This window comes from Zooshikella sp. RANM57, from assembly GCF_050749885.1.
Classification (GTDB): domain Bacteria; phylum Pseudomonadota; class Gammaproteobacteria; order Pseudomonadales; family Zooshikellaceae; genus Zooshikella.
The window spans coordinates 295611-308186 of the sequence record NZ_JBOIUB010000003.1 but is presented as its reverse complement, the minus strand read 5'-3'; the positions used below and the strand labels follow the sequence as shown (position 1 = coordinate 308186).

Annotated in this window: 10 protein-coding genes; 8 read left to right on the top strand and 2 right to left on the bottom strand. The window is 40.7% G+C overall.

The genetic code is table 11. From position 1 onward, the window contains the following. The first annotated feature begins 32 nt into the window (after positions 1-32). From flgG to ACQ96U_RS08680, 8 genes are all read left to right on the top strand, one after another. Positions 33-818 carry a flagellar basal-body rod protein FlgG gene (gene flgG, locus ACQ96U_RS08715; RefSeq protein ID WP_431720856.1) on the top strand — a complete coding sequence of 262 codons (786 nt, stop codon included), beginning with the start codon at positions 33-35 and terminating at the stop codon, positions 816-818. Between the two features lie 20 nt (positions 819-838). After that, positions 839-1534: a flagellar basal body L-ring protein FlgH gene (gene flgH / locus ACQ96U_RS08710; protein ID WP_431720855.1), complete on the top strand. Its 696-nt coding sequence runs from the start codon at positions 839-841 to the stop codon at positions 1532-1534. A 38-nt stretch (positions 1535-1572) separates the two neighbouring features. After that, positions 1573-2676, top strand: coding sequence for a flagellar basal body P-ring protein FlgI (locus tag ACQ96U_RS08705; RefSeq protein WP_431720854.1), 1104 nt, complete (start codon positions 1573-1575; stop codon positions 2674-2676). Positions 2677-2690: 14 nt separating this feature from the next. Then, positions 2691-3707: a flagellar assembly peptidoglycan hydrolase FlgJ gene (flgJ, locus tag ACQ96U_RS08700; protein ID WP_431720853.1), complete on the top strand. Its 1017-nt coding sequence runs from the start codon at positions 2691-2693 to the stop codon at positions 3705-3707. Positions 3708-3741: 34 nt separating this feature from the next. Then, complete coding sequence (flgK, locus tag ACQ96U_RS08695; RefSeq protein ID WP_431720852.1) at positions 3742-6504, top strand: flagellar hook-associated protein FlgK; 2763 nt, start codon at positions 3742-3744, stop codon at positions 6502-6504. 88 nt (positions 6505-6592) lie between these two features. Next, on the top strand, positions 6593-7831 hold the full coding sequence (gene flgL, locus ACQ96U_RS08690; protein WP_431720851.1) for a flagellar hook-associated protein FlgL: 1239 nt from the start codon (positions 6593-6595) through the stop codon (positions 7829-7831). A 280-nt stretch (positions 7832-8111) separates the two neighbouring features. After that, positions 8112-9188 (top strand): DegT/DnrJ/EryC1/StrS family aminotransferase, encoded by a 1077-nt coding sequence (locus tag ACQ96U_RS08685; protein ID WP_431720850.1) that lies wholly within the window; start codon positions 8112-8114, stop codon positions 9186-9188. A 62-nt stretch (positions 9189-9250) separates the two neighbouring features. Then, positions 9251-9997 (top strand): class I SAM-dependent methyltransferase, encoded by a 747-nt coding sequence (locus ACQ96U_RS08680; protein ID WP_431720849.1) that lies wholly within the window; start codon positions 9251-9253, stop codon positions 9995-9997. Between the two features lie 65 nt (positions 9998-10062). Here the strand turns inward: ACQ96U_RS08680 and ACQ96U_RS08675 are convergent, their stop codons facing one another. Both ACQ96U_RS08675 and ACQ96U_RS08670 read right to left on the bottom strand, forming a co-directional pair. Next, positions 10063-11097, bottom strand: coding sequence for a hypothetical protein (locus ACQ96U_RS08675; RefSeq protein ID WP_431720848.1), 1035 nt, complete (start codon positions 11095-11097; stop codon positions 10063-10065). Further along, a complete protein-coding gene (locus tag ACQ96U_RS08670; protein WP_431720847.1) occupies positions 11088-12575 on the bottom strand; it encodes a glutamate--cysteine ligase in 1488 nt (495 codons plus the stop codon). The genes ACQ96U_RS08675 and ACQ96U_RS08670 overlap by 10 nt, the downstream gene beginning before the upstream one ends. Between the last annotated feature and the right edge of the window lies 1 nt (position 12576).

Sequence of the window (12576 nt, the reverse complement as noted above, 5' to 3'; positions counted from 1 at the left end):
TAGCACTGTATTTATTGTGTGTGGAGGTTGTTATGCATCCAGGGTTATGGGTTGGTAAAACGGGGATGAGTGCCCAAGATCACCAGCTAACAGTAGTAGCCAATAATTTAGCTAATGTTGCTACCGTTGGTTTTAAGCGTGATCGTGCCGAGTTTGAAGATTTATTTTACCAAATAAAACGTCAACCAGGAGGGCAGGCAACACAAGATAATGTATTACCTTCTGGTTTGCAGTTGGGTACAGGAGTGCGTGTTCATAGTACGCAAAAGGTGTTTACCACAACTGGCTTCCAAACCACGGAGCAGCCGTTAGATGTCGCCATTAATGGTCGCGGTTTTTTTCAGATATTATTGCCTGATGGCACGATTTCTTATACCCGTAATGGTGAATTTCATTTAAATGCAGATGGTGATGTCGTTAATGGCAATGGCTTACCGTTAGAACCCGCCATCAATGTTCCTCAAGATGCAACGTCTATTACGATTGGTGAGGATGGCACGGTCAGTGTGACCATTGCTGGTCAGGCAGAGCCTCAGCAGCAAGGACAAATTACTTTAGTGGATTTTATTAATCCCCCTGGACTTCAAGCGATTGGTGGGAATTTATTTTTGGCAACGGGAGCCAGTGGTGATCCTGTTGAAGGCAATGCCGGGGAAGATGGGCTGGGTTTTATTAAACAACACACCTTGGAAAGTTCTAATGTGAGTATTGTGGAAGAAATGGTGAATATGATAACCACCCAGCGTGCATATGAAATGAATTCCAAAGTGATCTCAACAGCAGATCAAATGCTGCAGTTTGTGACGCAGAATTTATAGACGGCAAGAGGTGTAAGGTCATGAATGTATTACGATTAGGCCTGACAACCCTGATTTTTTTAGTGTATGTTTTTTTATCGGGCTGTGTTTCATTACCAGCAGAACCTAATGACCCTGCTTATGCGCCTGTTTATCCGCCATCCCCCGTTCCTGTCGAATTTACCAATGGTGCTATTTATCAAGAAAATTTCGCCATGAGTTTATACGAAGATCGTCGAGCAAATCGAGTTGGAGATATTTTGACAGTTAGACTGGATGAAGAAACTGAGGCGAAAAAAGATGCGGATACAAAAATTGATAAAGATAGTAGTGCAACCATTGCTGATCCAACGATTTTGGGTAAAACGGTTAAAGGTTTATTTGGCCATAACTTAAGTTTAAGTTCGCAATTATCATCGACCCGATCGTTTGATGGTGAGTCTGAATCGAATCAAAGTAATAGTCTTTCTGGCGATATCACCGTCACTGTAGCAGAGGTTTTACCCAATGGTGTCATGAAAATTCGGGGTGAAAAATGGTTAACCCTTAATACCGGCGATGAATATATTCGTATTACAGGGTTAGTTCGTCCTGAGGATGTTACACCTGATAATATCGTGTCATCGCAAAAAGTGGCTGATGCACGTATTACCTATAGTGGTAGAGGTGAGGTAGCTGATGCAGGTAAAGCGGGATGGCTTGTCCGGTTTTTACTGAGTACATTTTTCCCATTCTGAACCTGGAATTACCCATGCATCAGAGTAAGGAGTTTGTCATGTTAAATCTAAGACTCTTAATGTTTAGTTGTTTAATATCATTAGGTATTGCTGGCCATGCAGAGCGGTTAAAAGATATTGCGACAATTTCTGGTGTACGTACTAACCAGTTAGTAGGGTATGGTTTGGTGGTTGGATTGGATGGCACTGGCGATAAAACCAGTCAAACAAACTTTACCATTCAGTCATTTAACAGCATGTTAAAACAGTTTGGCATTAATTTACCTCCAGGCTCAGATCCTAAATTAAAAAATATAGCGGCAGTTGCAATTCATGCTGAATTACCTCCTTTTGCTAAGCCAGGGCAAAAGATTGATATTACCGTGTCATCCATTGGTAATGCTAAAAGTTTAAGAGGGGGTAGTTTATTAATTACACCTTTGAAAGGTTTGGATGGACGTGTTTATGCGATTGCCCAAGGTAATTTAGTGGTGGGTGGATTGGGTGTTGAAGGTAGGGATGGCTCTAAAATTACGATTAATGTGCCCAGTGTTGGACGAATAGCCAATGGGGCAACAGTTGAGCGAGCTTCTCCAAGTGGCTTTAGTCACAGTAATAAAATTGTGTTGAATTTAAATCGTTTTGATTTTACGACAGCAAAACGGGTAACCGATACTGTCAATCAGGTGCTAGGACCTGATATTGCTCAAGCAGTAGATGGAGGAACGATTGAAATACAAGCCCCCCTGCGTAGCAGTCAGCGTGTCACCTATATGTCTGTTTTAGAAAATTTAGAAATTGCACCAGGAGAAGCGCCTGCACGTGTGGTCATTAATTCTCGGACGGGCACTATTGTGATTGGTAAAAATGTCCGTGTATCTCCTGCTGCTATTACTCATGGTAACTTGGTGGTTTCTATTTCTGAAAATACCGATGTTAGTCAACCCAATCAGTTTGGTGCGGGTGACACGGTGCAGGTACCGCAAAGTAATATCGATGTTTCTCAGGAAAAAAACAAAATGTTCTTATTTTCTCCAGGCGTAACGCTGGATGAAATTGTTCAAGCGGTTAATCAAGTAGGGGCAGCACCGGGTGATTTGATGGCCATTTTAGAAGCATTAAAACAGGCTGGAGCATTAAAAGCTGAGTTAGTTATCATTTAGTAAGGAGTTAAGTGATGAAATCAGATTTATCATCAGCACAGTTTTATACTCAGTTAGATGGATTAGGAAAAATTAAAGCGAAGGCTAATAAAAATCCTGAACAGGCATTGACTGAAGCGGCCAAGCAATTTGAGTCTGTATTCTTAAGCATGATGCTTAAAAATATGCGAAAAGCCAATGATATGATTGCAGAGGGCAATTATTTAAATAGCCGAGAGGAAAAGTTTTTTAGAGATATGCTGGATAGCCAGCTGGCAATAGAAATGGCTGAAAGTAAAGGAGTAGGCTTAGCGGATCAAATTATTAAGCAAATGAAACCATTGCTTCAAACGCAACAAGATATAGAGAAAAAAGAAACTGAAGCGGTGCTTCCTTCAGGGAAAAAACCAACAACCATTGATAAAGCTGAAGATATTAAACCATCTAAAAATAGTCATATAGAAAAAGCAGTAAAGAATGATAAAACGTCAACTTTAGATAAAGCTATGAAGGAAAAAGAAATTACAAAAGAAGAAACCGTATCTGCAAAATTAATGTTCATTCCTGAAATGTTTGACTCTCCTGCCACTTTTATTAAATCTTTATATCCTATTGCGGAAAAAGTGGCCTCAGCGGTAGGGATTGATCCCCGTTTTATGTTAGCGCAGGCTGCGCTGGAAACAGGCTGGGGTAAACGAATGATTCGTCAGGCTGATGGTAGTAATAGTTTTAATTTGTTTGGTATTAAAGCCAATAAACGCTGGCAGGGTGATAAAGCCAATATTGCTACTACAGAATACCGGCAAGGTGTTGCCGTACGTGAGCGGGCTGATTTTCGCTCTTATGAATCCTATGAAGCGAGTATGCGAGATTATGTGGATTTTTTACAGCAAAATCCACGTTATAAACAGGCGCTGTCCGTTAAAGAAAATCCGGAACAGTTTTTGCTGGAGTTACAGAGAGCAGGTTATGCCACTGATCCGCGTTATGCAAAAAAGATTATTAATATCGCTAATAGTCAGGTGATGAATCAAGCTTCACTTCAAGGATGATGGCTGTTGGCACTAGGAATGAAGGTCAACCACAATGGCAGGCAATTTACTACAAATTGGTACTAGTGGATTACAAGCTTATCAACGTGCGTTGAATACCACTGGGCATAATATTGCCAATGTTAATACACCTGGTTATTCTCGGCAGGAAGCTGTTTTTACTACAGCGCAGGAACAACGAATTGCTAATTATTACCAGGGAAGCGGTGTTCTGGTAGATGATATCCGTCGGTTTGCCAGCCAGTTTGTAATCAATCAATTACGTCAAGATACATCTACTCATTCCCAGTTAAGCTCTTTTGATCTTAATATTCGACAGCTGGATTCATTATTAGCTGATGAAACTACCGGATTAAATGTCGGGCTAGATAAGTTTTTTAATGCGCTACAAGCTGCTTCAGAAAATCCAACCTCAATCCCGGCACGACAGTTAGTGCTTACAGAAGCGAGTGGGTTAGCCAGTCGTTTTACAACGGTTCAAAGTACAATGGAATCGCAAAATAGAGCGATAAACCAGGAAATTGAAGCGTTGGTTGAACAAGTTAATTCTCTGGCATCAGGCATTGCCGAGTTAAACCGACAAATTGTGACGCAAAAAGGCAGTGGTGGCGACCCTAATGATTTGCTGGATAAACGGGATGAGCTTTTAAGACAGTTATCAGAAATTGTCTCAGTTCAGGTTGTAGAGCAGGATGACAGCACCCTTAATGTATTTATTGGTAAAGGTCAATCGCTGGTGGTTGGCGTTAGTGCAAATGGCCTATCAACACTACCCGCAAAAACAGAAAGTGGTGGAGTCAATATTGTTTTACAGGGTACTGAACAAGTACTGGATAATCAGATAACCGGTGGTATGTTAGGCGGTTTGTTAGATTACCGTGATAATATTTTACAGCCTGCTTTTAATAATTTAGGGCTGGTGGCATTAGCCGTAGGGAAAACGGTGAATGACCAGCAACGCATGGGATTGGATTTATCCAGTAGCTTTGGGGGTGAATTATTTAATGATGTAAATGAACGACAGGCGACGTTAGATCGGGTGACAGCAAGCCCTAATAATACGCCTCCCGTTGACCGGGTTATCAGCATTAGTATTGATGATGTTCAGGACTTAAAAGCGACTAATTACACCGTAGAGTTTATTAATAACTCGACGTTTACCATTCGACGAGACAGTGATAATTCCATTGCACTTCAAGCGTCTTTAAGTGGTTTATTTCCTGAAACCGTTGAAGTGGATGGTATGCGTATTACCTTTGAATCGGGTAGCTTTCAACAGGGAGATGAGTTCTTTTTAGAGCCTACCCGCAATGCTGCTAGTGAGTTTGCAGTAGAAATGGAAGATCCTCGTGAATTAGCCTTTGCTGCCGCGATCAGAACACAGTCAACGACGACTAACCAAGGTACGGGGTCAATTTCGCAAGGTGATGTATTTCAGGTGTATGATACAGAGACTGGTAATTTTTTGCCTGCTTTTGCAACAGATGGCCAATTAACGCCGCCGCTTATTATCCGTTTTACCACCCCTACGACTTATGATGTATTGGATAATTCTGATCCCAGCAACCCAAAACAATTGGACCCACCGATTCGAAATCAACTGTTTGTACCTGGTTCACCCAAAGATGTGTTTACCTTAGATTCAGGACAGACTATTGCAACCAGTCAAGCGCGGGGGACTGGTGATGTTGGTTTAGTGAGTGCCCCTGTGACTGTGGCATTGCCCGCTATACCTAACCCCGTGAATGGTTATAGTGCACAAACAATCACAGTTACTAATCGTGATCCTGATACAGGTATTGTTACGACATCAACAGTCAACACCTTGGCCAATGCCAGTGCTCAGGAAATTGCAAACCAACTGAATCAAGTCAGTGGTGTTTCGGCTAATGCATTTAACCAAGTGGAAATTACTAATATTATTGGTGGTTCCGGCACCGCGATTGAGTTAAGTATTAATGGTGAAAGTCTAACGAATGCTGCATTAGGAACAGTGCCAGTTCCTGATGTCGATCCTTTAAAAAATGAAGCTTATATACAGGTTTTGGCTGATCGCATTAATAATAATGGTAATTTAACTAATCAGGGTGTTTATGCGGTTGTTTCAGAAACACCAGGAGCGCCTCCAGTACCTACCTTAAAAGTCTATGCTACCACCGGCGTTGATTTGGATGTGCAAATGACAGCCGATGCTGCTGATAGCTTTGTGGTAAGCAATGGACAGACAGGCGCTGCATTATCAACGCAAACATTAACAGGTTCAGGCCCTGCCAATGCAACAGCCGTGACGATTGGCGGAAGTTTGGATGTTACCATGGATGATGGCGTGTCATTCAGGACGACACCTTTTGTTAGCAGTATTTTTGGTGATACATCCAGTTTTGGCTTTGCGAAGTCTTCATTCAAAGGTTTTCAGGTGACGCTGCAAGGACGTCCAGAAGCAAACGATACATTTACCATTGATTTTAATGAGAATGGTACGTCAGATAACCGTAATGGTTTTAAAATGGCTAACCTAGCCACCCAGAAAACTATTTTAGGTGGAACTGCCAGTTATGCAGAAGGGTATGGTCAGCTTGTTGAGTTTATTGGCGTTAATGCCAGTCAGTCTCGAATCGATTTGGATGCGAGTGACGCGTTATTAAGCCAAACGGTTAGCTTACGAAACTCTGAGTCTGGCGTGAATATGGATGAGGAAGCGGCTAATTTAATTCGCTTTCAGCAGGCTTATAATGCTTCTGCACAGGTTATAAATGTGGCTCGAGAAATATTTGATACCTTGTTAAATGCGTTTTAGAAATGCCATGTTGCGTTATGCCGAGTAAAGAGAAAAGCACATCACTAAGGGAATTTAAACTAAGTGGTCTAAGCGTGAGAGTAAAACAATGAGAATTTCAAATATTGATATTTTTAAAGCGGGCTTGGATCAAATCCTCAAAAATAATGAGCGAGTTGTTAATACACAACAACAAGTGGCTTCGGGACGACGCATAGTCACTCCTGGTGATGACCCCGTTGCGACAACAAAAGTATTGGCGGTTAATCAGGAACTAGCCATTTTAGATCAGTATAAGCGAAATTTAGATGGTGCTGAAAATAATTTAAAACTGGAAGAAGCGGTATTGACCGGTACGGTTAATATTATGCAGCGAGTACGGGAACTCACTATACAAGCGGGTGATGGTATTCTCACGGAAGAAGACAAACGTGCAATTGCTGATGAAGTTGAAGTACGTTTAAAGGAGTTACAAGACAGTTTAAACCGCAAAGATGCATCAGGGGTTTATATCTTTGCGGGTTTTCAGGCTGATCAACCTCCTTTTGTTGAAAAAGCAGGCGGGGGATTTGAATTTACCGGCGATGAGGGGCAACGTTTTTTGCAAATAGCGGCGAGCACTACCGTTGCTATTAATGACTCGGGCAAAGGTATTTTTGTTGATATACCCAGTGCACAAAAAACTTTTTTAACGTCTGCCAGTGATTCAAATACAGCGAATCCTCCGGCCAAAATCAGTGTTGGGCAAATTGTTGATCAAGATGCGTTAGATGCATTTTATCCCGAAGATATCGTTATTACCTTCAACCCTGAAACGGACATTGTACCTAATGGCCCGAATTATACGATTAAAACGGCCAATGGTGGGATAACACTGGCCTCCAATCAGCCCTTTGCTTCTGGTGATAGCATTGCGATTAAAGGAATGAATGTGACCATTGATGGTGTACCTAACCAGGGAGATAGTTTTTTCCTGAAAACCAGTGATAAGCAAGATGCTTTAACCACAGTAAAACGACTTCAGGATGCGTTAAATAATTCAAGTAATGATGAGCAGGGGAGACAGTTATTAGCTCAACTGGTGTCAGATACTTTAGTTAATATTGATAACACTCTTGATAGTATCACTGAAACACAAGCAAAAATTGGTGGGCGTTTAAATACCATTGAGTCAACACGTAACTTGCAAGAGGATGTAGTCATAGTCAGTGAAGAACTGCTGTCTGAATTGCTTTATGTGGATGAGGCAGAAGCAATTAGTCGACTTTCATTTGAAAACTATCTATTACAAGCTGCTCAGCAGAGTTATGTAGCGATTACTAACTTGTCACTATTCAATCAGCTATAAATAAGTATGTCTATAATGTAGGGTTTTTATATCCCGCGTGTTTTTGGAGTATAAATTGATTTGTGAAGGATACAGAAAGGTTTTTTTGAAAAGGAGGAAAATATCATAAAAGTGCAATCAACTAGGCAGAAAAACTAAATGTTGTCTATTCTGATTAGGTAGTTCCTATGTTATATACCCAAAATGAAGGGTATAAGTATATCTAAATATTTTTTATGGTTCATTATTACCGCAGTGCAAAGCATATTTGTTATGAGTGAACTGAGAGGGAATTAATAATATGATCAATGTTACACGATCACACCTTCCTTCTAGAGAAAAACTCGATACTTATATAAGTCAGTTATATGACTCTGCCTATTTAACGAATTTTGGCCCTTTAGAACAACAGTTAACAAAAGCACTGGAACAATACTTAAACATTAACCATCTTGTATTAATGGCGAATGGTACCCTTGCCTTAATGTTATTAATACGAGGACTGGGGTTAAAAGGTGAAGTGATCACAACCAGCTATACATTTCCAGCAACGGCTGCAGCTATTTGCTGGAGTGGTTTAGAGCCGAAATTTGCAGACATTAATGCTTCAGATTGGACGATTGATCCGAATAAAATTGAAGATTTAATTACGCCGCAAACGGCAGCTATTCTAGCTACCCATGTCTATGGTAATCCTTGTGATATTGAAGCGCTAACAACATTAGGTGAACAATATAAGTTACCTGTTTTGTATGATGGAGCCCATGGTTTTGGCATTCAGTATGCTGAGCAAAGCCTGTTAGGTATGGGGGTTGGTACTGCGGTGAGTTTTCATGCGACAAAGCTATTTCATACTGTTGAGGGGGGAGGCGTTATTGTAGCAGATTCCGATTTGGCTGCACGACTGAAACGGTTAATCAACTTTGGTATAGCTGGGCCAGAACAAGTCTCTGAAGTTGGCATTAATGCAAAAATGTCTGAGCTACACGCTGCTGTGGGGCTTGCTAACTTGCAGGAGATTAATGATTGCATCCGGTTGCGTCAAAGTCATTTGTATTATTATCAGCAACGATTAGATCATTCTGGTATTCAATGGCAGCAATGGCGTATGAATAGTACAACAAATGGTGCTTATGCACCTGTGAACCTGCCAAGTGAACAGAGTTTACTTAACGTTAAGCAGCAATTAGAAGTGAATAATATTTTTCCTCGGCGTTATTTTTATCCAAGTTTGGATGTATTACCCTGTCATGGTGCCCCCAAAAACACGCCGAATGCACAACACATTGCCGCTACGACATTATGCTTGCCTTTATATGCTGAGTTAACTCAAGCCCAGTTAGATCTTATTTGTGACACTGTTTTGTCATCACTTTAAAACCTCAGTTATTGATAATGCATTTGCCTTTTAACGTTCTCTGAGACTGTTTAAAAAGTAATATGGATAATTCAGATTTAGATAAACTGACGGAAAATAATCAGGAACGAGATTATTTTTATCAGTTTGACCGTCATATGCATGGTTTTATGTTGCAAAAGTTCTTACCCCACTTTCCTGATAAGCCAAATAAAGCGTTAGAGTTAGGTTGTTTTGAAGGTGCTTTTTCTACTTTGATACAGCCATACTTTAGTGAGCTAACGTTAGTGGAAGGTGCAAATCAGGCTGCCGAAAAAACCCGTCATTTATTTTCTTCATATTGCTTAACATCATCTGTTGAAGTTATTTGTGAGCGTTTTGAGCGCCTACAACTAAACCAGCGGTTCGACTGTATATTCCTACTCCATGTATTAGAACACATTGAAGCGCCCAATAAGTTATTACAAGGAATAAAGCATTGGTTAGCGCCAGAGGGGAAATTATTTTTGGCTTGCCCTAATGCTATGGCTGCATCCCGACAAATTGCTGTTAAGATGGGGTTAATTTCAGCACCCGAGGCTGTTACTGAAGGCGAAAGGCTACACGGTCATTATCGAACTTATGCGCTTGATACGCTTTCTACTGAAGTTAACAATGCAGGCTTAGCCATTGTTGAACGTGGTGGTATTTGCTTTAAACCGTTAGCTAACTTCCAATTAGACAAGGCCTTTGAGCAAAAAATAATTGACGACGCTTTTTTGGAAGGTTGCTTTCAGTTAGGCGATGAGTACCCTGAGTTATGTGCTTCGGTTTTTGTGATTGCTACATAACCTAAATAAACATGCCCATAAAGTAAATGGGGTTAGATATTTAGGAAGCGTAGCAACCAAGGTATTTACATAGAAGGTGGTTTTACGGCATAGAGCAAACAGTCTTCTACTGCAATGGTCGGGTTGCGAGTAATCATAAATAACTTGAGTGTTTGTGTTGGGTAAAGTGTATGATCCTTTATACAAAAATAGTCATGAAAAGCATCTTTGCCTGCCGCATTGAGCAGCTTGAAAGATTCTCGATTGTTATGTTTGGTCCAACCAAGTGGCATATCTGGAGTAATAATGCCAAAGTTAAATTGTTCAATATCTTCTCGTAATGTCAAGTCAGTGTAAGAGCAATATTGATTGGCATAATTGATAATAGTACTTTCCTTTACCTGTAGGCGGACAGGGTGATACAAGAGTTCCAGTGTTTTTGGAATAGCTGTACTATAAATATTTTCTTCTTGTAGGTAACGAAGCAAACCTTGATAAGCTATAGCATGAGATGTATTACTGTTTGCGCCACCACACTCAATGGTAACAGAAGGAACACTGTGTTCACTTAATTCCATGAGTGCTCCTAACTTAATTTCTGTAATAATCATTTGATTTGTGAATAGGGATACCAGTTGTTGGTGCTGGTTATCTGCAGAAATTGATACAGAAAAATCGGGGCCTTTGCCAGAAGTATTATGTATATCGATGATAGCCTCAGGCTGATAGTGATTTAGTTGGGTTAAAATACTTTCCGCTAAAAAACCAGGTAGATCATCGTAGGGACCATTAAAACAGCGATTAAGATCTCTTAAGTGAGGCAGATGTCGGTAGCTAAAGCGTGGTGATGTCAGTGCTGTTTGCACAGCTGCAATAATAATGATGGTATTAACAGCCGGAGTAAAGAATGAGTGGGTTAGCCATTTATGAATGGCAATCAACCCAGAGGGTTCATTGCCATGAAGTAGCGTAACAATTGCCCGGTGACGTGAAGTATCTTTACCTTGAACCCAAAAAAGGGTGGGGTAAGATAACTGTTCTAAAAATAATTCAGGTGTTGAGGGCCACTGCTGTGCTTGTGGGTTTTCAATTATATGTAATAGACGACGGTTTACTGGCATAGTTTTTCAGGCCAATCTACGATAGAAGTATAAGTATTAAAGTTTTGGATATACTGTTCAGTTAAATATTTTAGTGCATCATCCGTATGATATTTTTGTTTTAGCTGGTTGAGCATTTTTAATTGCCATGAAGCGCCATTCGTTTTTTGCGTTAGTCGTTTATCAATATTATTGAGTAGCCAGCGTATTTCATCTTCTGCAATACCCATTTGATAAAGTCCTTTCTCGGCAATAGGTAATAACTCTGTTGCTAATTCAACGACAGGTATTTCCTGTAAATGGTGGTGCTGGATATCGGGCCAAATTAATGAAGCATCGAGCCCTTGTTTTGAGGCTTCGTAAAAATTGTATTTTGCATAGTTAAATGGCAAACCGATAATAAATTGCTCTATTGAATCACTTAGTCCCTCGGCCAGGCCGATTAAAAATGCGGCATTGGCAACCATATCGTCTATGGTTGGCCCGGCAGGCAGTGCTCGCATTTCGATGCGTAAATGGCCATTGGCGGAAGGATCGTAAACGGGCCTATTCCAAGGCCATACGGAACTTTGGTGTAACCGAAGTTCGTCTAAAGCAGGTGTTATGCCTTGGTTTAATTGCTCCTGGCTATTTTGTAGGCTGGCAATAGGTAATATGGGGGTATACAGATATACAGCTTCTGCAAATAATTCAAATGCACCTTCTCTGACCCAGCCAGTGCCAAAGTTAACTCGTGGAGGGTGGTGCCATTTATGATGATTTCTATTTTCAACTGAATGCTTAAATAACGCGATACGTGTTTCCTGCCAGAGCGCATGTCCAAAGAGCGTAGGTGAGTTTGCGCCCAATGCTAAAACAATAGGCGTCACCAGTTGTACTGCGTTAAAGCGTTTAGCAAACACTTCAGGAGATACCCGATAATGAATCTGAAAGGAAGTATTTGCACCTTCCATTGTAATATCGGGACTCATCATTTGTAGTGGGTGGGGACCATCAATGTTGATTTGGAATGGCATATCGCCAATTGAGCGTAACGCTTTGGATAATGCATGATACCGAGGAATATCTGTCATTGCTTCAGCGCTGATATCCTTCTTTTCGAGCGTTGGTAAAATTCCAATCGGTAAAACTCGGGCATTCAGTGTTTGGCTGCAAAGATTAAGGCGTTTGATCACACAGCTTATTTCTTTGGCAATATGCTTAAAAGGTTGTTGTTCAATCAAGACAGGGGAAAGATTATATTCAAGGTTAAATTGATTAAGTTCTAGAGTAAGTTGTGGGTCATTAATCAGGTGTGCAATGCGTTGGTTGAGATGGATTGGACGACATTTATCATCCACAATATACATTTCCAGTTCTGCGCCAATGGAGCCAGGTCCTAGCCCAAAATCTGGAGCTTGAAGTAGTTTTTGAAAAGTCGATAGATTAGCATGCAGCCGTTCTGTGAAAAGAAGGTAGTCATTTGCAGTAAAATGATCATGGTTGATAGATAGTCCCATG